Here is a 23093-nt window from a genome sequence, read left to right on the forward strand (position 1 = left end):
ACCAACTCAGTATTTCATATTATGAAACACTCTAATGCAAATATATCAGTTTACGCAAGAAAAGATTTTTCATATGGTTGAGTTAAGCAAAGCAACAGCAATGCATCTAACAAACTGAATCAATAGGACACTAACATGGCGAATTATTTTAATACCTTACCCTTACGCGAACAATTGGCGCAATTAGCCCAATGTGAATTTATGAACGCAGACGAGTTTACTGACGGCGTTGATGCTCTTAAAGGTAAAAAACTGGTTATTGTAGGCTGTGGCGCACAAGGCTTAAACCAAGGCTTAAACTTACGTGATTCTGGTTTAGATGTGTCGTATACGCTGCGTGACTCGGCCATTAGTGAACGTCGTCAATCATTTTTAAACGCGTCTGAAAATGGCTTTACTGTAGGCACTTACCAAGAACTAATTCCAACTGCCGACGTAGTATTAAATTTAACGCCTGATAAACAACATACTTCAGTGGTAAACGCAATTATGCCACTAATGAAACAAGGCTCAACCCTTGCCTACTCTCATGGCTTTAATATTGTTGAAGAAGGTATGCAAGTACGCGACGACATTACCGTTATTATGGTAGCACCTAAATGCCCAGGCTCTGAAGTGCGTGAAGAATACAAACGTGGCTTTGGCGTACCAACTCTAATTGCTGTACACCCAGAAAACGACCCACAAGGCCATGGTTTAGCTCAAGCTAAAGCCTATGCTGCAGGTACTGGCGGCCACAGAGCCGGCGTACTTAAGTCGTCATTTATTGCTGAAGTAAAATCAGATTTAATGGGCGAGCAAACCATTTTATGTGGCATGTTACAAACCGGTTCTATTTTATGTTTTGATAAAATGATTGAAAAAGGCATTGATGCAGGTTACGCCTCAAAACTAATTCAATACGGCTGGGAAGTAATTACCGAAGCGCTTAAATACGGCGGCGTAACCAATATGCTTGACCGTCTTTCAAACCCAGCTAAAGTCAAAGCGTTTGAATTAAGCGAAGAACTAAAACAAATTATGCGCCCACTATACAACAAACATCAAGATGACATCATCGATGGTACTTTTTCACGTACCATGATGGAAGACTGGAATAATGATGATGCAAACTTACTTAAATGGCGCGCAGAAACAGCCGAAACTCACTTTGAAAAAACCCCAGCGGGCAATGTTGAAATTGCTGAGCAAGAATTTTTTGATAACGGTATTTTAATGGTCGCTATGGTTAAAGCAGGCGTAGAGCTTGCATTTGAAACCATGACTGCCGCAGGCATTATTGCAGAGTCGGCTTATTATGAGTCATTACATGAAACGCCACTGATTGCTAATACCATTGCGCGTAAAAAGTTATTTGAAATGAACCGTACAATTTCGGACACGGCTGAATATGGTTGTTATTTATATAACCACGCATGTTTACCTTTGCTACAAGACTTTATGCAAAAAATTGACACCGACGTAATTGGTAAAGGCTTAGGTGAGCATAGTAATCAAGTAGACAACCAAACGCTAATTCAAATTAATACAGCATTACGTGAACACCCTGTTGAAAAAGTAGGCGCTACATTACGCGGTTACATGTCAGCAATGAAAAAAATAGTTTAATCCCAAGTTAATCTAAGTTTCACTTGTTAGAAACCAAGCCCACCTGCTTTTGCGGTGGGCTTTTTCGTACCTGTATGGCGCGCTATTCATCACTCGCTCAAAATATATAATGTGTTAAAATAATCACCTACTTGGTTCAGTTGTAAACAAAATTACCCTTATGATGATACAAAACCTTTCTATTACTCAAAAAATCACCGCTTTAGGCAGTGTTATAGCAATCTGTGTTGCCGCGCTCATAGGCTTAACATCGTTACATAACGCAGAGGATATCATCGAAAAGCGCATGATAGAGTCTGAACTTCCAAGCAAGTTACAAACTATTAGTAACCATATTGGTGGCGAAATAAACGAGCTTTTAGGCGCCGCAGAACAACTTTCTTCAAATGTATTTCTGATTGATTGGGCAAATTCAGCCACCGAGGACGACTCTCAACTTCTTAATGAGTTAAATAGATTAGTACAGCAGTACGATCTTGCTACTGCATCATGGGCAAATAGAGACACCGCACAATACTGGAACCAAAATGGCTTTTTACGCGTATTAAAAAACGATGCCGCAGATGGCTGGTTTTTCGCATTTAAACAGTCAAAGCGCCCTTATGACATCAGTATTTATCAAGAATCTGCTAACGATGTAAAAATGTTTATTAACCATCAGCAACCCAATGGTTTAGGTTTGGCAGGGCTTGCTAAAAGCATTACCGATATGCAAAAGCTACTGCAGCAATTTAAGATTGAGCAATCTGGATTTGTTTTTCTTGCCAATAAAAATGGCTTGATCCAGTTACACAAAGACGCCAATAAAGTGGCTAAAGTAAATATAGATGCCCTGTACGGCGAAAATATACATAATAAATTATTAAATAGTAATGGCTTTTCATTGGCAGAAATTAACTTAGCAGGTGAAGACACCCTGGTTGCTGCAACACCAATAAAAAATACTGACCTTTTTGTTGTAGCCCAAGTACCTAAAAGCGAAGTGTTTTCGAGTGTGAGTAAATTAGAATGGCAAATTTTAACCTTCACTATAATTATCGCCCTTATAGCGAGCTGTATTAGTTATTTGCTTGCTCGCTCATTGTCGTCGCCACTGTCGAAAATAGCCGAGCTATTCTCTCGTTTAGGCACAGGCGATGCTAATTTAGCATATAGACTGCCTTACTCTGCGCAACCTGAGCTAAATAATTTAACCGATGGTTTTAATCAATTCATCGAAAAAATAGACACTGCAATTAAACAAGTTGCCCATGAAAGCCATGGGATCCGCCAAAGCTCTGATCATGTATTTGCGCAAGCAAAACATAACTCACAAGCAATTGATCAGCAAAAAGAGCAAACAATATCGGTTGCTGCTGCCATTAACGAAATGGGCGCAACAGTACAAGAAATAGCACAAAGTGCCGCTAACACGGCAAAGTTAACAAATAGTAGCCGCGAAAACACCAATAAAAGCCATCAACAGGTACTGCAAAGCCAAACGACTATTGCAGCCCTTGCTAGCGACATAGATGGTATTACAGAGCAAGTAACCTTACTTTCTAAAAAAACGCTTGATATTGCTAGTATTGTTGACTCAATTAGAGGTATTTCTGAGCAAACAAACTTACTCGCGCTTAATGCTGCAATAGAATCTGCGCGTGCGGGTGAGCATGGTCGCGGTTTTGCTGTTGTTGCCGATGAAGTGCGAGCGCTGGCTAATCGTACCTCGCAATCAACCACTGAAATTCAGTCGATGATTGAAGAATTAACCCAAATATCGAATGATGTTGTTACCGATATTAGTCAGTCTAAAAGTAAAGCTCAGCAAAGTGTAGGGGCAATGCAAAACTCAGTTGAGCTGCTTGATACAATTACAGAAACAGCAAATCAAATTAATGATATGGCAACCTTAATCGCAACAGCAACAGAGCAGCAAAGTAATGTAGTAGCCGATGTAGGACGTAATATTGAGCAAATTAGTGAAATTAGCGACAAGTCGATGAATGAGCAATTAAATACTGAGCAGGCTATTCGGGATTTAGCAAATAGCGCACAAACGCTTGCGTCACTTGTTGCCACTTTTGAGGCAAATCGCTAACTCATTTTTTGTAACATTTAAATTATACCTCTGAGTAAAATTACAACTACACTTAACTGGTAAGTAGTTTTGCTTAGAGGTGTTATATGAAAGCCACTCAACTTAAATATTATTTATCATTTAGCTTTATACTTTTTTTGTGTGCGTGTAGCTCACCGCCAAAGTTAGCGCTGCCGCAACTCATTGAGCCAGCAAACTTTAAGCTACAACAGATCGAAACTCCAGCAGAAATATTTAAATTAGATACCAGCTTAACGCGGCAATTAGATTCTCATTTAAACAGTCAAAATTCAGCCCAACATATTGCACAAGGCATATTTAGCTTTTTATTAAAAAATGGTGATGACTCACTTGCCTATCGCTCATCTGCCACTTTAACCGCTGCACAAAGCTATCAAAATCTAAACGCTAACTGTTTGTCATTATCTATATTAGCGTATAGCTTAGCAGAGCACTTAGGCTTAAAAGCGCAATTTCAAAAAGTGCACATTCCTGAATATTGGGCACTTGATCAAGGCGTTAATTTATTAACCGGACACATAAATTTAAGCCTTAATAGCCAACCTCTAATAAAAGATGCTGGCACTTTATTTTACCAACGAGATCAGCGTTTAATTATCGACTTTGATTCTAATAGCCGACAAGCACGCTTTAAAACAACACGGCTATCAAAGAGTACTGTTACCGCTATGTTTTATAATAATAAAGGTGCTACTGCGCTAATAAATAAGCAATATGAATTAGCCTATAGCTACTTTAATGCAGCAACTAAGGTAGCCCCTAATTTTAGCGTTGCATGGGGTAACTTAGGTGTTTTATTTAGGCGATTTAACTATTTGAATGAAGCCGAGCAAGCTTATAATTATGCCCTTCATCTTGATAAAAACAACAACACTGCACAAGGTAATCTTGCTATGTTGTACTTACTTACAGAGCGAGAGATGCAAGGGGCTCAAATACTTAATCAGCTTGATAAGCAGCGCCAAAGTAATCCTTATTACCATATATCACTTGGTAATACCGAGTACGTACATAAATATTATACTAAAGCACTCAAACACTTTAAAAAGGCGTATGCATTATCCCCCACGCTTCACGAAAGTCATTTTGGCTTGGCGCGAGTTTATTTTCAGTGGGGCGATACAAAGCAAGCAAAGTACCATTTACGCAAAGCCGGAAAAATGCTGATTTTACACATGACAAAAAACGTTATGACGCAAAGTTAAAAGCGCTGCAATCATTAACCGCAAAGGTAGGTACCCATTAAACAATTAACTGTCGTTATTATTTTGCTGCTTTTAAGTCCTTTTGCTAATAGTAAAACGGCGCAGCAGCTACTTATTGATGATTTATATTACTTAGCAGACCAGCAACTTGCAGGTAGAAAAACAGGTTCTCAAAGCGCAGAGCTTACAAGAAGCTATATAAAACGCAGATTAAGCCAAGTTAATAACAATGTGGTCGAGCAGCCATTTTGCTATAAATCGGGCCTATTTAGCCAAGCGTGCGGTATTAATATTATTAGTTCCAACATAGGGGCTCTAGAGGCAGCAACAAAGGCAACCGACCCATTACAAAAAGCCACTCGTATTATTATTACCGCACACTATGACCATTTAGGTAAACGTGGCGGAAAACTGCATCCTGGAGCAAATGATAATGCCACCGGTGTTGCTGCTTTAATTTATTTAGCAAGCGTATTTAATGATAAGCCACTGCCTTTTTCTCTTACCTTTGTAGCCACAGATGCAGAGGAAAACGGCTTACATGGCAGTAAGTATTTTGCCAAAGCACTGCAGCCAAATAGCGTTATTATGAACATAAATTTAGACATGCTAGGGGTTAAAAAGCATCGTAGCAACTTATATGTATTAACCTCTAGGTCGTTAAAAAACACCTTAAATAGCGTATTTTCCGCCGTTGAAAATAATAATGTAAAATTAAAACCGGTTTACTCCGCTGCACAAATGAGCCGATATATAAAATCTAAAAATATAAACTGGCATAAAGCGAGCGATCACTATTCGTTTGCAAGGCAAAAAATACCTTATGTTTACTTTGGCATGGGCTACGACAGTGCCCATCATACAAGTAATGACACCGCCGAGAATATTAACAGCAAACTTTTTACTGATGCAGTACTATTAATAGAAGCCTTTATTAACCAGCTTGCTAAAACACCACTCCCACTTAGCCCGCCTTAAATGATGCTACATAGGCTTCTTTTTTAGCCCTAGATAATTTTTTCACTTGGTACTCTAATTTACTTGCTGCACTTTTATTGCCAACACTGTGCTGATGAATAAGTAAAAGTGGGCCTTTACCTTTAAGGTTTTTTGCACCATTACCCGCTTGGTGCGTAGCAAGACGTTGCTCAACATTAGTGGTTATACCCGTATACCAATGGCCGTAGCGGGTTTGTACTATATACAAATACCAGATAGATGGCTTTTTTAAGCAGCTCTGATCACTGCATTTTAAACTTTTTTGATTATCCGTGGTCAAATCGCTACCTTAACTTAATGCCCTTAACAAAAAACAATTGCTTAAAAGGGTTTTACCTTCAGTGACTAATCGGTATCATGCAGATTATAAAAAATAAGGATCACAACTAACAATGCAGTCGTTAAAAACTTTTTCTCTTTGGCTTATCGTTGCTTTAACGCTTAGTTCAGCAGCTGGGTGTTCTAGCTGGGTATACAGAATCAACATCCCTCAAGGTAACTTTTTAGAGCAATCTGATGTTGATAAACTGCGTGTAAACATGACTCGTGAGCAAGTTGTTTATGTATTAGGCAAGCCTATCGCCGAAAATGCATTTGATAATAACACTTGGCGTTATGTATATAGCTTTAATAAAGGCCGTAGTAACGAGCAGTACAAATCACTGGTTATTAACTTTGAAAATGAAAAGCTTGCTTCTATTTCAGGTGATTACGAACAGCCAGAAAACTTTACTACTCCACTCGAACAATAAGCACCCTCGCTTATAAAATTATAAAGGTGAGTTAAGCTCACCTTTATAATAGCTAAAACCTTATGCTATCGCTCTATAGGACGGCCACCGGTTACTTTATTTGCTCGCCCTTCTTCTTTCGCTTTTTCAGCTCGTTTTCTACGCGCATCTTTAGGATCGGCAATTAAAGGACGATAAATTTCAATTCTATCCCCCTCTTTTAGCTCTTGATTAGGCTTTACAGTTCTATTCCAAACACCGAGTGTTAGTGCTGTAGCATCTATTTCTGGGTGTTTTTCGATAATTCCTGATTGAATAACAGCTTGTTCTACCGTTGTTCCCTTAACAACTTCTATTGTTAAGCTTGTTGCTGTTTCGGGTAGTGCAAATACAACTTCAACATCAATCATACTCTCGCTCCATAAACCTGTTTCGCGCGCTGAGTAAACGCACTCACCATATTTTTTGCAACATCATTAAATATTTTACCAAACGCTAACTCAATCAACTTACTCGAGAATTCAAAGTCTAATTGTAACTCTACTTTGCAAGCATTTGCGTCAAGTTGTTGAAAGTGCCAACGCCCCTGCAACATTTTAAACGGACCATCTACAAGATTTAATACCACGGTTTGCTCATCAACAAAGGTATTTTCTGTGGTAAACCACTTTTTTATACCTGCTTTTGATATTTCTAAACTCGCGGTCATGCTATTATTGTGTTGCTTAATAATTTTTGAGTCTGAGCAATTAGGTAAAAACTGAGGATAGGCTTCTACATCATTAATAAGGTCAAACATCTCTTTAGTGCTGTACATAACCAGCGCACTTTTTTTTATTTGTGGCATACTCACTCCCAACTGTGTGGTGGAATTTTAGCAAGCTTTACGCGTTTCCCCAAACTTTCACGCTGCTTAAATTAATTACTAAGCTTTTAAATGCATTATTAAAAAATCGATGTAAAACATCTCGTATTACGTATAATATAGGGCACTATGGCTAAGAATAAATCATCAAAATCGACAAGCAATACCATCGCGCTTAACAAAAAAGCGCGACATGAGTATTTTTTACACGATAAGTTTGAAGCGGGTGTAGAGCTCCAAGGCTGGGAAGTAAAAAGCATCCGAGCTGGCAAAGTTAACATCACTGAAACTTATATCCATCTTAAAAACGGTGAAGCATTTTTATTAGGCGCCCAAATTCAGCCTCTTAACAGTGCATCTACCCATGTAATTTGTGATCCTTTACGTTATCGTAAGTTACTATTAAGCAGACGCGAGCTAGATCGCTTAGTAGGCGCGACTGAACGCGATGGCTATTCATTAATCGCTACTGCTATGTATTGGAAGAATTGCTGGGTGAAACTTGAATTTCATTTAGCAAAAGGTAAAAAATTACACGACAAACGCGAAGACGGTAAAGATAAAGACTGGTCGCGTGAAAAAGAACGCTTAATGAAGCATAAAGCATAAATAAAAACGCCTAATTTATTAGGCGTTTTTTTATTTATTTTAAAATAATTTAACGCACAATTTTAAACCAAACTGCATAAATATACTGCAACTTAGTGGCTGTTAATAAAAGAATAAATTATTACAAAATAAGTGCTCACTAAACTATTTAATTCTTACCACTAATTGCAACGCAAGATTTATATTAAAACCCCGCTTTACGTCGAACTTCTATCTCCAAGTAAATAAAACACACTGACTATTTTACCAGCAACACCCAGACTAAAGTCACACCACATCGCAATTGCTAACACCTTTGTTACATGGTATTAATATAGAGGGCTTTTTTAGCTACCAAATTCAACAAAACTAACAAGGACTTAAAGGATGAAGCAATTTGCATTTACCCCTAGCTTAATTGCAGGGGCTACTTTGGCATTAACAGCTGGCTTTACAACAACAGCATACGCCGCTGATGAAGTGAAAAAAGTAGAACGCATTGAAGTAACGGGCTCTCGTATTAAACGTTCTGATATGGAAGGCCCTTCTCCGGTTCAATCTATCAGTAGAGCCGATATTGATAACATGGGTTATGACAACCTACAGCAGTTGCTTGAAAGAATGCCTGTTGCAGGTAGCGGTACTTTCTCTACCCGTGGTAATAACCAAGACTCTACTGCAAATGGTTCTGCAGCGGTAAGTTTACGTGGCCTAGGCGCTGACGCAACTTTAGTACTTATTAATGGCCGCCGTGTTGCTATTAGTGCATTCGCCGAAGGTATTACTAACTCATTTGTTGATATTAACAGTATTCCTGTTTCAGCGATTGAACGTATCGACATTTTAAAAGATGGTGCATCGGCTATTTATGGCTCTGATGCTGTTGCGGGTGTAGTTAACGTTATCTTGAAAAAAGATATTGATGGTATTGAAGTAAACTTAGGCTACGGTGGCACTGACGGTCCTAATTACGAAGAGACATCAGCCAGCATCGTTTGGGGCACAAGTAACGAAAAAAGCAGTGCTTCCGTTATTATTGACTACTTTAAAAACACCTCTTTATCGTCAAGTGAAATGGGCAGCTTAGGCACTGCAGATCAAACGGCTTTTGGTGGCGAAGATTTTCGTTCATCGCGTGGCTTCCCAGGCTCATTCGATGTTAATGGTGTTCAAATGGCAGATCCAAGCTGTCCAACTGATCGAGTAAGTAGCAGCAACAGCTGTGTGTTTGATTATGGCCCTTATGGTTATATTGCACCAGCTTCTGAACGTATAGGCGCTATTTCGCAGTTTGAGTATAATTTTGATAATGGCATTACCGCATTTTTAGAAATGGCAGTACAACATAATAGTTCTGTTGCTATGGGTGCACCAACCCCATTAGATAAAGGCGCAGCCTTAACTGTTCCAGCAAATCATCCTAATAATCCTTTTGGACAAGAAGTAGGAATTAATTACTTTAGAACTGTAGATGCCGGTGCTCGTCAATGGGATATTGAATCAGATACGATGCGGTTTGTAGCGGGTTTAAGAGGCGAGTTTAATGACTGGAGCTGGGAGACAGCAGTACAAAAAGGTCGTAGTAAATCAGTGCAAACCGGTGATCGTACACAAGGTTGGGTGCGTACCGACTTTTTACAACAAGAAATAGATGCCGGTAATTACAACCCATTTGGCGGCACTTATAACGATCCTGCCGTAATCGACAGAATCACTACTAGCTTAGTACGTCAAGGTGAGTCACACATGACCTCATTCGACGCAAACATTAGCGGTGAAGCATTTAGCTTTGGCGACGATGTGGTGATGATGGCAGCCGGTATTGAGTACCGCGAAGAAGATGTTACAGATATCCCTGATGATCAGTTCCGTCGCGGTTTAATTTTTGGTACTGAAGCTGTATCAGCCGCAGCATCGCGCGATCAATATGCTGCTTATGTTGAATTTTCAATTCCACTAGCTGATACATTAGAATTGCAACTTGCTGGTCGTCACGATGACTATAGCGATTTTGGCACAACCACTAACCCTAAAGTTGCACTACGCTGGGCACCTACAGATGAAATTACAGTACGTGGCTCATGGGCGCAAGGTTTTAGAGCCCCGTCACTGGCTCAGGTTGGTTTAGGCCCATCAGAAAAAAGTCAGTTTTTTAAAGACAACTATCGTTGTGATGCCACAGGATTAGATTGCGACGCACTTGATTACAATATTGAGTTTGCAGGCAACCCTGACTTACAGCCTGAAGAATCTGAGTCATGGAACGTCGGCTTCATTTGGGCCCCTAGCGCAGAATTTGGTTTAAGTGTAGATGTTTGGAGTATTACTCAAGACAATAAAATTGACCAAGAAGAATTTGGCCCAATCTATAACTCTGAATGTAATAACCAAAATAGCACTGTATGTGTTCGCTTAGCACCAACAGGCGGGGCGAGCTTAGGTACTATAGATAAAATTTATAGCACCTTTAAAAACGTCTCTTCACAAGAAGTATCTGGCATCGACTTTTCAGCAAACTACAATCATTCATTGGATGATTTAGGTTTATTGAAATTCAATTTAGAGTGGGCTTACCAAAATAAATTTGAAAAAGATGGCCGTGATTACTCTGGTGAATATGGTTACCCAGAGCATCGTTGGATTTTCTCAACTAATTGGGAAGTGGGCGACTTCAATACTAATGTTAACTTAAGTTATGTTGGTGAATTTGAAGATACTCCAGATATCGACTTTGACGGTAACTTAGATTTTGATAGCAATACATCACGTATGATTGACTCACAAGTGTTAGTTGATTTACAAACGTCGTACCGTATTACTGAGTCAGCTAAATTATCACTAGGTATTAATAACTTGTTTGACGAAGAGCCACCATTTGCAATTGGTGATGGCGATTCTGACCTTTACGGTTATGCGTCTGGGGTTCATAACCCACGCGGTCGTTATATTTATACTAAAGTAAGTTTCTCGTTCTAAACGAGAAGCAACAAAAAACCGCCAATTGGCGGTTTTTTTTATTTAAACGAGAGCTAAATTATAGATCGCCTTCGTTTTCAGATAGGAACTTAGCAACGCCTTCAGGGCTCGCGTCCATACCTTTTTTACCTTCAGTCCAACCAGCAGGACATACTTCACCGTGCTCAGTGTGGAACGCTAGCGCGTCAACCATACGTAGCATTTCATCAATGTTACGACCTAGTGGTAAGTCGTTCACTACTTGGTGACGTACATTGCCTTCTTCATCAATTAGGAAAGAACCACGAAACGCAACACCCGCTTCAGGATGCTCAACGTCGTATGCTTTACAAATTTCATGTTTAATATCTGCAACTAGTGCATATTTAACTTTACCGATACCGCCATCTGCAACAGCAGTGTTACGCCATGCGTTGTGTGAGAATTGTGAATCGATAGAAACACCAATTACTTCAACGCCACGTTTTTGGAATTCTTCATAACGCTTATCAAATGCAATAAGTTCAGAAGGACATACAAACGTGAAATCTAGTGGGTAAAAGAAAATAACTGCTTTTTTACCTTTAATTTTTTCATGAAGGTTATAGCTATCTACAATTTCACCGTTACCAAGAACTGCTGCAGCGGTAAAGTCTGGTGCCTGGCGGCCTACTAATACACCCATTTTATTCTCCAAATATTTTGAGTTTGTTGTCAATTGCTTATGCAATGCTGATAGTTATATGGGCTCTAAAACTTAAAAACCAATAGCGCACATATAATTATTATTATTCTATAGAGAACTGGTGCGAAATGACAATCGTATTTAACGATTCCTCCCATCGATAATACTGAACACTAAAAAGTGGTGGGGTTTATTTTATTAGCTCAGTTTCTTGGTTATAAAGTATTAATAAAATGAAGACACAAAAAAGCCTGCAAATGCAGGCTTTTAAAATAGGTTTAATCCATTATGTCGCTGGGCATATCGCCACGAATTTGTTGCCAAATTTCACCGGTTTGATGACCATATTTACGCATCATCATGATCGCACCGTCGTGTTCTCTGTTTTCAGCCAATTTAGTTAAGTCTTTATAAAACTGGCGAGCCAACTCACGCGTCCCCGGATCTGAAAAATAATGACAACCTATTTTTGAATAAAATCCTTTAAAGCCATTGAGTATAAGCACGTAAATACGATTATTACCTGCAACAGCTAACTCGTGATGCACTTTATAATCGTAATCAGCAAATGCTTGCGCACTGTCTTCTAACTCATCGCTTTGTGAGAGAATTTCAATCACACGTTCTGGATTTAACTTTATAGCTGCACGCGTATAAATTGCGCTTATATTAGTGCGTGCAGAGAGTAACTGGTCGGTTAACTCTGGCATTTTATCTTCATCAAGACGTGCTAACGTTTCAAGAATATTTAGTCCTGACGTTTCCCAAAAGTTATTCACTTTTGTTGGCTTACCATGTTTAATAGTTAACCAGCCATCTCGAGCCAATCGCTGTAATACTTCACGTAACGTCGTTCGGGTAACACCTATTAACTCTGAGAGTTCACGCTCAGCAGGTAGAATAGATCCAGGAGGAAAATCGCCATTCCAGATAGACTCTACTATGTATTCTTCAGCAAATCCTGCTGGGCTTTTCGCTTTAAAAATTCTCATCCAATTCCCACTCGAATTAATTCACACTACTACATACGATTAACCGACTGATTGTACCAGACGACGCTCAAGTAACAAGTAAAGTACGCCATATTACTGCCAGTATGCGATTAAAATATTTTTGTCTATAAAATGCTTTATATTTTTTACTAACACTTGTCGCAAGCACTTATATATTCACCTTAGATACATTTTAAGTAGTTATTTACTTTAAGTTCGCGCCTTGCCTTGTAAACTTATTACGTAAAGTCACCTCACACACATACTTTACTCGTTTAAAGGGCTACCTCTTTATTCACATTATTGGATTTTTATTGGCTTTTAGAATTATAACCTTAACTTTAATCATCATAAATGCATGTGGGTAGGCTTTAAGTCGTTTTGCTTGCCCCTAACTTTATCCTACGTCATAATCTAACGTCTTATTTAAATACGGATTTATTATGAACTGGCTTGCACAATTACCCACCCAACGTACTCCTTGGCTTTTGTTTAGTGGTATTGTTTTTCTGCTTGAAATAACAGCACTGTTTTTTCAATATAAAATGGGATTGGCGCCATGTATCATGTGCATATATCAGCGTACTGCCGTATTAGGTTTACTTATTGCAGGTATTATTGGTACAAGTAATCCTGAGCATAAAGGGGTTCGCCTGCTCGCCTATAGCGTATGGGCTGTTTCTAGTGTTTGGGGATTAATAATTGCCCGCGAGCATATCGAAATGCAAACAACCACTGATCCTTTTGCATTTAGTTGTGAGTTTGAACCTAACTTTCCTGCTTTTATGCCACTACATGAGTGGATCCCAAGCTTTTTTGCAGCCACTGGTGATTGCGGGAATATTGACTGGCAATTTGCGGGATTAAGCATGCCAGCGTGGATGGAAATAATATTTGCGCTGTTTGCAGCCACTTTATTTTTACTGGTAATGAGTCGCTTAATGACTAAAAGGTCGCTGTAATGTTTGTGTTCTTTTCAAGCCAAATTGATGCACTAAAGCATTTAAAAATACGTGACAGACAAGTTGTTATAGCTATTTCTTTAAGTATGCTTTCACCTGTTAATAAAGTACTACTACGTATTATAAAATTATTATTACTCAGCCCACTGTTTTTAATATTTGCCGTATTTGAAGGCTGGTTACTCATCCCCTTTTTACTACTCGGTGGGTTGTGTTACCCACTATTAACGACTCCAATTGAAATTAACTTTGCTAAAAAGCATTTAAGTGAAGCATTAACCCAATATACTAAGGGCGCTTAACGCGCCCATTTTAACTTAAAACGAAACCTTACCTTCGAGCTTTGCAGCTAATTTTTTGCCTATACCTTTTACCATTTTCAAATCCTCTAACGATGTAAAGTTACCCTTTGCTTCGCGATAATCTATAATAGCTTGTGCTTTTTTCTTACCAATACCAGGGAGCTTAGATAGCTGGCTAACATCAGCAGTATTAATATTTAAAGCCGCCTGTTTTACTTGCTGAGTTATTGCTGAGGTATCAACATTTGCGTAGGTAAGGGTTACTGGCAACATACAAAAAGCTGCAGCTAAAATACTATATTTTAGTTTTTTCATCTTTCTTCCTTTTTTGTTCATACATGAACATTTACTTTGTTGTTTATATGTTTAAGTCATAATGCAAAAGGCTTTTTACACCTGCACTTTATTAAATACTTAAACCTAACATTCACTCCCTGTGAGATCCTTAACTGCAACGGCACACAAAAGTGATTAAGTTAAATAAAGTAAAGTTAATCATTGTTGTCAACTATTATCACTTAATATTAATTAGGGGGCTTGCAAATTTAGGCACAAACTTGTACTGTACATAAAAACAGTAATCTAATGGTTTATATATACTATATGCCACGCAAGTAAGCAGGAGAAATCATGGCTGTTGTTGTTAAATATGTTGTAGAACGAAACGGAGTCGAGCGCATGACGTTTACTACCAAAAAAGAAGCTGATGCCTATGATAAAATGCTCGATATTGCAGAGTCGCTTGAAATTTTGCTAGAAAAAGTTGATGTACCATTAAGTGAGCAACAAGTAGAGTCACTCGCTTTAGAAATGGCAAAAAGTAAAGATGACTTCATGACAATATTAAAAGGTGGCAAAGAGCCTATAGCCCCTAAAGCTGCTGTAACAGGCAAAAAAGCAGATAATGTTGCCCCCATAGAAGAAGGTAGCGACAAAAAAGCGAGTTAATAAATTTTGCATAAAAAAAGGGAGTAACCTAAGTTACTCCCTTTTTTTGTTTATAACTTTTTATAGTTCTTGTTCTACTTCATCAAATAAGGTTGTAATTTCTTTAGCTGGCTCATTGGTCATTAAGCTAACTAATACAATCGCAATACTTGATAAAATAATGCCTGGGACTATTTCATAAATAACGCTACTTAAACTCCCACCATTAATGGTAATTGGTGCGTATATCCATATAAGTACTGTTGAAGCCCCCACTAACATGCCTGCTAAGGCGCCAGCAAAGTTCATTCTTCTCCAGTAAAGGCTAAACAATACGAGTGGTCCAAATGCAGCGCCAAAGCCTGCCCACGCATTACTCACTAAATCTAAAATAGAACTATCTCTATCGTAAGCTAAGTAAATAGCAAACATAGCAACTAATGCCACACTAATACGCCCAACAAAAACCAGCTCTTTTTGAGAGGCTTCGCGATGCAGGTATATTTTATAAAAGTCTTCAGTTAACGAGCTTGAACACACTAGCAATTGTGAAGAGATAGTACTCATTACAGCCGCTAAAATAGCTGCTAATAAAAAGCCAGCAATCAATGGATGAAAAACCAATTCAGATAGCACTAAAAATATTGTTTCTTTATCATTTATCGGCATTTCATTTTCTAGTATGAAGGCTGCCCCAAATAAACCAGTTAGTACTGCGCCTATTGCAGATAATGTCATCCAAGACATACCAATGCGTCGCATTGCTGGAATATCTTTAACTGAACGTACCGACATAAAGCGTACTATAATATGAGGCTGACCAAAGTAACCAAAGCCCCAAGCTAACGCAGAAATAATTGCGATGGTAGAGCCACCAGCAAACCAATCTAGCATATTTAGAGAATGAACTTCACTGGCCTTTGGCGAGATAAGTAACAGGTCATAGCTTGCATTAGCGAGCGTTTCCATTACTGGGTGATCAAGCATAGTAAACGTTACTATTGGTACGACTAATAGCGCTATAAGCATAATGCAACCTTGTACAAAGTCGGTCAAACTTACCGCTAAAAAACCACCAAAAAGCGTATAAAGTACTACAACGCCAGTAGTAACATAAAGGCCAACTTCATAGCTCATTCCAAATGAATTTTCAAATAACTTACCACCAGCAACCACGCCAGATGAGGTATAAAGTGTGAAGAAAACAATAATAACAATAGCTGAAATAACACGTAATATATTCTTATTGTCCGCAAAGCGATTTGCAAAATAATCCGGGATCGTAATTGAATCATTCGCTTTTTCAGTGTAAACACGAAGCCTAGGTGCAACTAAGAAGTAATTTGCCCAAGCACCAAGTACTAAACCAATCGCAATCCAAACCTTACTCAAACCAAAAAGATACATAGCGCCGGGAAGGCCCATAAGTAACCAACCGCTCATATCAGATGCACCTGCAGATAGCGCAGCAACACTTGGTGATAAATTACGGCCCCCTAACATGTAACCTGAAACATCGCTGGTTGATTGCTTAAATGCATACAATCCTATACCTAGCATTACAACAAAGTATAATGCTAGTGAAATAATCATTCCTGTTTCCAAACTCGCCTCCACTAATAAATTGCAACAGGCTTTTGATCCAAATAATGACTCTTAAAATATTATAGTTAAGACAGTATTGGGATAAAAGCTATTCTATATAACTATACCATGGGTAACACTCATAATTCCAACTACTCATTTTTTGTGAATTAAAAACAACCTCCTTGCTTACTTTCAACCTAAAAAGGCTTACTATTCACCAATAAAGATTAGAGTAATAAATTAAAGCCATGTAAATTCATTACTCTTTGTTATTCATTAACATAATATTTGTTGATTTAATCCAAATGGAATTACTTATGTATTTTTATGCTGCACGCCAACCTATTTTAAACCGCGAGAAAAAACTTATTGGTTATGAGTTATTATTTCGTGATGGCATAAATAACGTATTCCCTGACATAGACGGCGATGTAGCAACAACACGTCTAATCGAAGGTAGCCAATTTAATTTTGGCTTAGAGGATTTAACCGATAACAAACCAGCGTATATAAACTTTACGCTGAAAACGTTATTAAAAGGCTACCCAACTTTATTAGGTAAAAATGCAATCGTCGTTGAAATACTTGAAACGGTGCAACCCGGCAAGCGTTTACTTGCTATTGTTAAAGATTTAAAAGAAAAAGGCTATACATTGGCCTTAGACGATTATATTCATCAACCAGTATGGCGCCATTTTTATCCATTTATCGATATTATAAAAATTGATTTTTTAACTTGTGATATAGAGGTAGTTAAAACCCTTATTAATGATTTAAAGCCTTTCCCACATATTAAATTACTAGCTGAAAAAATTGAAACCCACGAGGTGTATAACCAAGCATTTGAGCTTGGCTTTGATTATTTTCAAGGGTTTTTCTTTGCAAAGCCAGAGATGGTGAAAAGTAGAGCAATTTCGCCTTCAAGTATGGCATTAGCAGAGCTACTTTATGAAACATCAACCGTTGAAATAAACCTCAATAAAATCACAGAAACATTTGAGCGAGATGTAAACTTATCTTATAAATTACTACGTTATTCAAACTCTGCGGCATTTACTAAGCGCGCCGAAATAAGCACAATAAAACAAGCGCTTATAACCCTTGGTGCGAATGAAATTAAAAAGCTCTTATCTTTATTATTTGCAGCGCAAGTTTCAACAGATAAGCCTATGGAACTAATTAGGTTATCGCTCACTCGGGCGCGCTTTAGTGAATTACTGGCTATTTCGCATGGTAAGTTTAAAGACACAGGAATGGTTTTTTTAACCGGTATGATGTCGCTTATGGATGCTATTTTAGATGAAAGTATGCAAAGTGTGATGCAAAAACTGCCATTATCTAATGAGATTAAAGCCGCTTTACTTAATGACGAGGGCTTGCTTGCAAGCTACTTAAACTTGGTTAAGTTTTATGAGCAAGGCAATTGGCAAGCTGCTAACGAGATCAGCCAACAACTTGGTTTAGGTGATAAAGTACCCGATGCTTACCACGAAGCAATTAGCTGGGTGAACGAGCAAATGCAGTTAATGAGCAATGTTTAATAACAACTTTCTAATCACTAATGAGAAAATAAAACGCCAGCATTGCTGGCGTTTTTAATAGGTTTACAAACTTTCTAAAAAATCTTCATCAAAGTCATCAGGCTCTTCTTTGATTGGCGGGTTACCGTCGTAAAGTTCGTATAATTGGCGTTGAAAATAAATATCTTTAATAAATAAGTAAGGGTCTAGTGAATCGTTCAATAAACCTTCTTGCGCAATTAGTGATGCACGGGCCTCAACTGCTTTTAACGCAAACACTAAAATTGTTTGTGGTGTAGTTAACGCTATTTCAGGTAAAACAAAGTTATCAACTACATCGCCGGTTAAGTTACGCGCTGTAGAAGGCCCCATAGCAGGTAGCATCAAGTAAGCACCATCACCTGCACCCCATACACCTAATGTTTGCCCAAAATCCTCATCTACATGTTCTAGCCCTAATGAGCTGGCCACATCAAATAAACCAAAAACACCTACGGTCGAGTTAACTAAAAAACGTGCTAAGCTAACACTGGCATTACCTGGTTTACCCTGTAAACCGGCGTTGATCATATCTACCGGCGCACTAATATTATTGGTAAAATGCACTAAGCTTTGACGCACTGGTACAGGGGTCACCGTGATATACCCTACGGCGGCCGGTCTTAGTATGTATGTGTCTAAAACATCCATATTAAAGTCGTATATTGGGCGGTTAATATTTTGTAGTGGATCGCGCTCGTCCTTTTGGCTATCAGGTACTTGTGCACACCCGGCCAGCACTAACAAAACTATATAAATTAAACCATGTTTTAACATCGCGTATCCTTAAGGTATTAATGTGTCTATTTGCAGTTGCAACTGACGGGTACTTTCACGTTTTAACGTTGTTGAATGCCCTTCTAACTCACCGCTACTTGGCATTACTGAATCATCATTAGAGATACGTGCAGTAATAACTATATCTTCTGCGCTTGACAAGTTTAATCCTGCAACCATAGAGTTTGCATCACTTAGTTCAACTGTAATAGGAAATTGATACTCGTTAAGCTTAACAACCGCTAGTGGCATTGGAGAGCCATTTAACGCTTTTGCAAAAACAAATAAAATTCCGTTTTCAGGTTGTTTATTTTTAAGCTCTGTACTTACATTTACTGTCACTTTAATTGCTGCACTCTTTGTAACATCAACATTTTGTGCTTGCTGTTGTTCTATCTCACTAATACGCTGCGCAATCATATTATAGCGGGTATCTGCTTTATCCATACTGGCAAGTAATACTTCAAACGCCGCTTTTGCTTGTACCCAATCTTTACGTTCGTAAGCAATGAGTGCCAATAAAGAAATAGCATCTAAATTTTGCGGCTCTTCTTGCAGTACTTTTGAAAGCATACCTGCAGCACGTGTCATGCTTGCCTCACTGCCCTCAAGTAACAGCACTTGGCTGTAACTAATAAGCACCTGTATATTAGCAGGATTCATTTGCAACGCTTTATCAAACGACTGCTGCGCCATATCAAATTCGTTCAATGACATAGCCACACGGCCCAGTAACATCCAGGCAATTTCGTCATCCCCCGTTTGGTTAAGCTTAGTTCGCAGTGCCAATGCAAATGCTTGCAGCTCGTTTTCACTCAGCGGCTCGCCTTTTTGCATAACAGCTCGCTCACCGTACTCTGCTAAGTTATCCATAGCATCGTGCCAAGCCGATATTTGCTGCTGATTACCGGTCATAGAGTAAAAAATACCGGTTAGGGCAATCACAAACGCACCGCCTGTTAAGGCAAAAATACGATTATTACCACGGCTATTAAGTGACTTTTCTGGAGAGAGCTCATTGAGTAAGCGACGTTTGAGCTCGATCACTGACTCACTGTGATTTTGTGCATCAATTCGCTGGTTTTCTAAGTCGTTTTGTAGCTCAACTAAACGCTGTTCATAAATACTAATAAGTTCTGCGTTCGCATTGTGCGTAATGGTTTTAACACGCTCTTTTTTTAAAAAAGGCAACATCACAAACAACAGTGCAATAAGTGTGAGTAAAGCAAAAGACGCCCACATTAAAATCATTTAACTTTGCTCCTGACGTTTATTTTTAGCAATTAATTTAACTAACATTGCTTCGTCGTTGTTGCTCCAGCTTTGTTTTACCGATGCTTTGCGTTGGCGAATAACAATAAAACCAAAACCAAAAATTACAATCAATACCGGTAAAACCCACAGCACTAAAGTTGCAGGGGTTACTGGTGGATCGTAATGTACAAAGTAGCCATAACGATCGATCATATAATCTATTACTTCGTCTTTCGTTTTACCATCTTTTACTAAAGCTAATACTCGCTCGCGTAAATCTTTTGCTACTACCGCATCAGAGTCGGCAATATTTTGATTTTGACACTTAGGGCAACGTAGCTCTTTGGTTAGCTCTTCAAAGCGAACCGCTTGCTCGTTACTGTCAAATTGGTAGCGGTCTTGCTGAGCAAGCGCCCCCATACTGACAAAAAGGCTAAGGGTTAATAACAACCACTTCATTATTTGAGCTCCTGCATAATTGGTGCAAACTTAGCACGCCACACTCGCGGATTTATATCACCGGTATGGTGCAACAAAATGGTTCCGCTTTTATCAACTAAAAAAGTTTCTGGCGCACCCGACACACCTAAATCTAACGACAGTGTGCGATGTAAATCTAAAATATTAAACTGATATGGGTCGCCAGCACGCGTTAGCATATTGGTTACGTCACTACGCAGTGCTTGCATATCAAATGGCCCGTCAAAATCGGCATCGTAACCTTGCACATAGTACAAGCCTATAATTTTAACGCCTTGCTCGCGCAATTTAGTTAAGTAGCCTAGCTCTGCTAAACATGTAGGGCACCAGGTACCCCATACATTTAATAAATAAACCTCACCTTTTAACTGCTCATTGCTCCATTGCTTATTATCTTGCATTAGATCTGGCAGGCTAAATTCTGGCATAGATTGCCCTAATCGCCCTGTTTGTATTTCTCTTGGGTTAGCAAATAACCCTTGGAATAAAAACACACAAATAAAAGCAAAAACCAGTAACGGTGCTATAGCTAAAAGCTTACGATTCATGCTTCGCTCTCCGCTGTTTCTTTTGTTGATTGAGGCGATGAGGTGCGATAGCGTTTATCAAATAAAATAACAAACCCTGCTAACGAAATTAATATACCGCCAATCCACATCCAACGCACAAATGGCTTATGATAAATTCGTAATGACCACGCGCCTTCGCTTAATTGCTCACCTAACGCTAGGTATAAATCGCGTGTGAAGCCTGCATCAATTGCTGCTTCTGTCATAAACTGCATGCCAATATCGTAACGGCGTTTTTCGGCATGTAACTGAGTAACTAGCTTGTCATTTTTTAATACCGATACAACACCCGCATGGCCACTGTAATTAGCTCCGCGAACATTTTTTACCCCTTCAAAGCGGTATTGATACTGATTAAGCTGCACCGTATCACCTGGTTTCATTGATACGTCGCGCTCAACCGAGTATGCCGAAGTAAGGGTTACGCCAGCAATTACAAAGGCAATACCTATATGGCCAAGTACCATAGCCCAATAACCTAAACCTAAGCGCTTAAAGCCTTCTTTAAAGGTGCTATGTACGGTAACTTTACTATATAAATCAATACCAGTTGTAATTACAATCCATACAGCTAACGTGGTTGCTAATAAGGTAAGCGGTGCAATCACATCATAGCTAGAAAATAACCAAGCAAAGGTAATAATAATGCTGACTAATACACCCATTAGTATTTTGTTTTGTAAAAACGCCCATTTATTTTGCTTCCAGCGTAAAAACGGCCCAATACCCATTAAAATAGCAAATGGCACTAACAGTATTGCAAACATCTTATTAAAAAATGGTTCGCCAATTGAAATGCTGCCTAAGCCCATTTCTTTGTGTACCATAGGCAATAAAGTACCTAGTAATACAATTAAAGTAGCAACCACTAAGAATATATTATTTAGCCACAGTGCTACTTCGCGCGATACTAACTTGTAACGCCCTTCGCTTCGTACTTGCGATACGCGCATGCCATAAAGTGCTAATGCACCGCCAACAACAATAGCTAAAAAGGCCAGTATAAATAAGCCTCTATCAGGGTCAGTTGCAAAAGCATGCACAGATACAATAATACCTGAGCGCACAATAAAGGTGCCCAGTAAGCTAAGTGAAAATGCTGCAATTGCTAACAGTACTGTCCATGATTTAAATACACCACGTTTTTCTGTCACACTCAATGAATGTAAAAGTGCTGTTGCTACTAACCAAGGCATTAAAGATGCATTTTCTACTGGATCCCAAAACCACCAGCCGCCCCAGCCAAGTTCTGAATACGCCCACCAACTTCCTATGGTAATACCTAAAGTTAAAAAGCCCCACGCGGTCATAGTCCAAGGACGAGACCATTTGGCCCAAGTATTATCTAGCTTGCCAGTTAAAAGTGCCGCAATTGCAAAAGCAAACGCTACAGATAGCCCTACATAACCCATATAAAGTAACGGCGGGTGTATGATCATACCCGGATCTTGTAGTAGCGGATTTAAGTCGCGCCCCTCTACCGGGAAATAAGGTAATAAACGCTCAAATGGGCTTGAAAGCAATAAGGTGTACATCATAAAGCCAACACCTAAAAAGCCAAGCACACCAAGTACACGAGCACGCAATACCCAAGGTAGCGCTTTAGAGCGCAGTGCAACAACAGCTGTCCAACCAGCTTGCATCAATAACCACAATAAAATAGCGCCTTCATGCCCACCCCAGGTCGAGGTTATTTGATAATACCAAGGCAAAGAGCTACTTGAGTGATACGCCACATACGCAACTGTAAAGTCATTTGTAAGGCTGGCATAAATAAGGGCGGCAAACGAAATAAATACAAATACAAATTGCCCTACCGCTAACGAAGGAGCAGCACGCATTAAGCGTAAATTACCGGTATGTGCCCCCCACAGCGGAAAAACACATAATAAAACGCTTAGCACCATGGCAAGCGTTAAAGAAAAATAACCAAGTTCTGGGATCATT

General features: G+C 39.0%; 23 protein-coding genes. 11 read left to right on the forward strand and 12 right to left on the reverse strand.

Annotation, left to right across the window (positions count from 1 at the left end; all coding sequences use genetic code 11):
- Positions 1-135: 135 nt before the first annotated feature.
- The 4 genes from ilvC to CIK86_RS08975 all read left to right on the forward strand — a co-directional run bounded on the left by ilvC (position 136) and on the right by CIK86_RS08975 (position 5892).
- A complete protein-coding gene (ilvC, locus tag CIK86_RS08960) occupies positions 136-1608 on the forward strand; it encodes a ketol-acid reductoisomerase (protein ID WP_011327542.1) in 1473 nt (490 codons plus the stop codon).
- A gap of 160 nt (positions 1609-1768) precedes the next feature.
- On the forward strand, positions 1769-3688 hold the full coding sequence (locus CIK86_RS08965) for a methyl-accepting chemotaxis protein (protein WP_086993517.1): 1920 nt from the start codon (positions 1769-1771) through the stop codon (positions 3686-3688).
- 86 nt (positions 3689-3774) lie between these two features.
- Entirely contained in the window at positions 3775-4914 is a 1140-nt protein-coding gene (locus CIK86_RS08970) for a hypothetical protein (RefSeq protein WP_254910704.1), read from the forward strand.
- Positions 4915-4977: 63 nt separating this feature from the next.
- Positions 4978-5892, forward strand: coding sequence for a M20/M25/M40 family metallo-hydrolase (locus CIK86_RS08975; protein ID WP_254910705.1), 915 nt, complete (start codon positions 4978-4980; stop codon positions 5890-5892).
- On the opposite strand, the gene CIK86_RS08980 is transcribed toward CIK86_RS08975, so the two are convergent.
- On the reverse strand, positions 5879-6193 hold the full coding sequence (locus CIK86_RS08980; RefSeq protein ID WP_086993521.1) for a GIY-YIG nuclease family protein: 315 nt from the start codon (positions 6191-6193) through the stop codon (positions 5879-5881). The two genes, CIK86_RS08975 and CIK86_RS08980, sit on opposite strands and share 14 nt — an antisense overlap.
- Positions 6194-6305: 112 nt before the next feature.
- On the opposite strand from CIK86_RS08980, the gene bamE reads away from it, so the two are divergent.
- Complete coding sequence (gene bamE / locus CIK86_RS08985; protein ID WP_086993523.1) at positions 6306-6665, forward strand: outer membrane protein assembly factor BamE; 360 nt, start codon at positions 6306-6308, stop codon at positions 6663-6665.
- Positions 6666-6730: 65 nt separating this feature from the next.
- On the opposite strand, the gene CIK86_RS08990 is transcribed toward bamE, so the two are convergent.
- Both CIK86_RS08990 and CIK86_RS08995 read right to left on the reverse strand, forming a co-directional pair.
- Positions 6731-7054: an RnfH family protein gene (locus CIK86_RS08990; protein WP_011327536.1), complete on the reverse strand. Its 324-nt coding sequence runs from the start codon at positions 7052-7054 to the stop codon at positions 6731-6733.
- Positions 7051-7491: a type II toxin-antitoxin system RatA family toxin gene (locus CIK86_RS08995; protein ID WP_011327535.1), complete on the reverse strand. Its 441-nt coding sequence runs from the start codon at positions 7489-7491 to the stop codon at positions 7051-7053. The genes CIK86_RS08990 and CIK86_RS08995 overlap by 4 nt, the downstream gene beginning before the upstream one ends.
- A gap of 147 nt (positions 7492-7638) precedes the next feature.
- Here CIK86_RS08995 and smpB point away from each other — a divergent pair, with 147 nt between their 5' ends.
- Positions 7639-8118: an SsrA-binding protein SmpB gene (gene smpB / locus CIK86_RS09000; RefSeq protein WP_011327534.1), complete on the forward strand. Its 480-nt coding sequence runs from the start codon at positions 7639-7641 to the stop codon at positions 8116-8118.
- Between the two features lie 366 nt (positions 8119-8484).
- A complete protein-coding gene (locus tag CIK86_RS09005; protein WP_086993525.1) occupies positions 8485-11073 on the forward strand; it encodes a TonB-dependent receptor in 2589 nt (862 codons plus the stop codon).
- A 58-nt stretch (positions 11074-11131) separates the two neighbouring features.
- On the opposite strand, the gene CIK86_RS09010 is transcribed toward CIK86_RS09005, so the two are convergent.
- Positions 11132-11737 carry a peroxiredoxin C gene (locus CIK86_RS09010; protein WP_011327532.1) on the reverse strand — a complete coding sequence of 202 codons (606 nt, stop codon included), beginning with the start codon at positions 11735-11737 and terminating at the stop codon, positions 11132-11134.
- 278 nt (positions 11738-12015) lie between these two features.
- Positions 12016-12729 (reverse strand): fatty acid metabolism transcriptional regulator FadR, encoded by a 714-nt coding sequence (gene fadR, locus CIK86_RS09015; protein WP_011327531.1) that lies wholly within the window; start codon positions 12727-12729, stop codon positions 12016-12018.
- Positions 12730-13172: 443 nt separating this feature from the next.
- On the opposite strand from fadR, the gene dsbB reads away from it, so the two are divergent.
- Positions 13173-13691 (forward strand): disulfide bond formation protein DsbB, encoded by a 519-nt coding sequence (gene dsbB / locus CIK86_RS09020; protein ID WP_086993527.1) that lies wholly within the window; start codon positions 13173-13175, stop codon positions 13689-13691.
- The gene (locus CIK86_RS09025; protein WP_086993529.1) at positions 13691-13993 is read left to right on the forward strand and encodes a DUF6170 family protein; all 303 of its coding nucleotides are present in this window, start codon (positions 13691-13693) and stop codon (positions 13991-13993) included. The genes dsbB and CIK86_RS09025 overlap by 1 nt, the downstream gene beginning before the upstream one ends.
- Before the next feature lie 15 nt (positions 13994-14008).
- On the opposite strand, the gene CIK86_RS09030 is transcribed toward CIK86_RS09025, so the two are convergent.
- Positions 14009-14308: a helix-hairpin-helix domain-containing protein gene (locus CIK86_RS09030; RefSeq protein ID WP_011327528.1), complete on the reverse strand. Its 300-nt coding sequence runs from the start codon at positions 14306-14308 to the stop codon at positions 14009-14011.
- A gap of 315 nt (positions 14309-14623) precedes the next feature.
- On the opposite strand from CIK86_RS09030, the gene CIK86_RS09035 reads away from it, so the two are divergent.
- Positions 14624-14941, forward strand: a complete 318-nt coding sequence (locus CIK86_RS09035; protein ID WP_086993531.1) for a YebG family protein — start codon at positions 14624-14626, stop codon at positions 14939-14941.
- A gap of 60 nt (positions 14942-15001) precedes the next feature.
- On the opposite strand, the gene putP is transcribed toward CIK86_RS09035, so the two are convergent.
- Positions 15002-16513, reverse strand: a complete 1512-nt coding sequence (gene putP, locus CIK86_RS09040) for a sodium/proline symporter PutP (protein WP_086993533.1) — start codon at positions 16511-16513, stop codon at positions 15002-15004.
- A gap of 311 nt (positions 16514-16824) precedes the next feature.
- Between putP and CIK86_RS09045 the strand changes: the two genes are divergently transcribed.
- Positions 16825-18048: an HDOD domain-containing protein gene (locus CIK86_RS09045; protein ID WP_086993535.1), complete on the forward strand. Its 1224-nt coding sequence runs from the start codon at positions 16825-16827 to the stop codon at positions 18046-18048.
- Positions 18049-18111: 63 nt separating this feature from the next.
- On the opposite strand, the gene CIK86_RS09050 is transcribed toward CIK86_RS09045, so the two are convergent.
- From CIK86_RS09050 to CIK86_RS09070, 5 genes are read right to left on the reverse strand one after another with little or no spacing between them, the layout of a single operon-like run.
- Positions 18112-18843, reverse strand: a complete 732-nt coding sequence (locus CIK86_RS09050; protein ID WP_086993537.1) for a VacJ family lipoprotein — start codon at positions 18841-18843, stop codon at positions 18112-18114.
- Between the two features lie 9 nt (positions 18844-18852).
- A complete protein-coding gene (ccmI, locus tag CIK86_RS09055; RefSeq protein WP_086993539.1) occupies positions 18853-20094 on the reverse strand; it encodes a c-type cytochrome biogenesis protein CcmI in 1242 nt (413 codons plus the stop codon).
- Complete coding sequence (locus tag CIK86_RS09060) at positions 20095-20556, reverse strand: cytochrome c-type biogenesis protein (RefSeq protein WP_011327522.1); 462 nt, start codon at positions 20554-20556, stop codon at positions 20095-20097. It abuts the gene before it with no gap.
- Entirely contained in the window at positions 20556-21125 is a 570-nt protein-coding gene (locus CIK86_RS09065) for a redoxin family protein (protein WP_011327521.1), read from the reverse strand. Before CIK86_RS09065 ends, CIK86_RS09060 begins: the two co-directional genes overlap by 1 nt.
- On the reverse strand, positions 21122-23092 hold the full coding sequence (locus CIK86_RS09070) for a heme lyase CcmF/NrfE family subunit (RefSeq protein WP_011327520.1): 1971 nt from the start codon (positions 23090-23092) through the stop codon (positions 21122-21124). The genes CIK86_RS09065 and CIK86_RS09070 overlap by 4 nt, the downstream gene beginning before the upstream one ends.
- Position 23093 lies beyond the last annotated feature (1 nt).

The organism is Pseudoalteromonas sp. JB197, from assembly GCF_002332205.1.
In the GTDB taxonomy this organism is placed as follows: domain Bacteria; phylum Pseudomonadota; class Gammaproteobacteria; order Enterobacterales; family Alteromonadaceae; genus Pseudoalteromonas; species Pseudoalteromonas nigrifaciens.

What these genes read in the sequence shown, in the direction of transcription:
- ilvC (WP_011327542.1), top strand. Translation starts at nt 136, where the DNA reads ATGGCGAATTATTTTAATACCTTACCCTTACGCGAACAATTGGCGCAA.
- CIK86_RS08965 (WP_086993517.1), top strand. Translation starts at nt 1,769, where the DNA reads ATGATGATACAAAACCTTTCTATTACTCAAAAAATCACCGCTTTAGGC.
- CIK86_RS08970 (WP_254910704.1), top strand. Translation starts at nt 3,775, where the DNA reads ATGAAAGCCACTCAACTTAAATATTATTTATCATTTAGCTTTATACTT.
- bamE (WP_086993523.1), top strand. Translation starts at nt 6,306, where the DNA reads ATGCAGTCGTTAAAAACTTTTTCTCTTTGGCTTATCGTTGCTTTAACG.
- CIK86_RS08990 (WP_011327536.1), bottom strand. Translation starts at nt 7,054, where the DNA reads ATGATTGATGTTGAAGTTGTATTTGCACTACCCGAAACAGCAACAAGC.
- CIK86_RS08995 (WP_011327535.1), bottom strand. Translation starts at nt 7,491, where the DNA reads ATGCCACAAATAAAAAAAAGTGCGCTGGTTATGTACAGCACTAAAGAG.
- smpB (WP_011327534.1), top strand. Translation starts at nt 7,639, where the DNA reads ATGGCTAAGAATAAATCATCAAAATCGACAAGCAATACCATCGCGCTT.
- CIK86_RS09005 (WP_086993525.1), top strand. Translation starts at nt 8,485, where the DNA reads ATGAAGCAATTTGCATTTACCCCTAGCTTAATTGCAGGGGCTACTTTG.
- CIK86_RS09010 (WP_011327532.1), bottom strand. Translation starts at nt 11,737, where the DNA reads ATGGGTGTATTAGTAGGCCGCCAGGCACCAGACTTTACCGCTGCAGCA.
- fadR (WP_011327531.1), bottom strand. Translation starts at nt 12,729, where the DNA reads ATGAGAATTTTTAAAGCGAAAAGCCCAGCAGGATTTGCTGAAGAATAC.
- dsbB (WP_086993527.1), top strand. Translation starts at nt 13,173, where the DNA reads ATGAACTGGCTTGCACAATTACCCACCCAACGTACTCCTTGGCTTTTG.
- CIK86_RS09025 (WP_086993529.1), top strand. Translation starts at nt 13,691, where the DNA reads ATGTTTGTGTTCTTTTCAAGCCAAATTGATGCACTAAAGCATTTAAAA.
- CIK86_RS09030 (WP_011327528.1), bottom strand. Translation starts at nt 14,308, where the DNA reads ATGAAAAAACTAAAATATAGTATTTTAGCTGCAGCTTTTTGTATGTTG.
- CIK86_RS09035 (WP_086993531.1), top strand. Translation starts at nt 14,624, where the DNA reads ATGGCTGTTGTTGTTAAATATGTTGTAGAACGAAACGGAGTCGAGCGC.
- putP (WP_086993533.1), bottom strand. Translation starts at nt 16,513, where the DNA reads ATGATTATTTCACTAGCATTATACTTTGTTGTAATGCTAGGTATAGGA.
- CIK86_RS09045 (WP_086993535.1), top strand. Translation starts at nt 16,825, where the DNA reads ATGTATTTTTATGCTGCACGCCAACCTATTTTAAACCGCGAGAAAAAA.
- CIK86_RS09050 (WP_086993537.1), bottom strand. Translation starts at nt 18,843, where the DNA reads ATGTTAAAACATGGTTTAATTTATATAGTTTTGTTAGTGCTGGCCGGG.
- ccmI (WP_086993539.1), bottom strand. Translation starts at nt 20,094, where the DNA reads ATGATTTTAATGTGGGCGTCTTTTGCTTTACTCACACTTATTGCACTG.
- CIK86_RS09060 (WP_011327522.1), bottom strand. Translation starts at nt 20,556, where the DNA reads ATGAAGTGGTTGTTATTAACCCTTAGCCTTTTTGTCAGTATGGGGGCG.
- CIK86_RS09065 (WP_011327521.1), bottom strand. Translation starts at nt 21,125, where the DNA reads ATGAATCGTAAGCTTTTAGCTATAGCACCGTTACTGGTTTTTGCTTTT.
- CIK86_RS09070 (WP_011327520.1), bottom strand. Translation starts at nt 23,092, where the DNA reads ATGATCCCAGAACTTGGTTATTTTTCTTTAACGCTTGCCATGGTGCTA.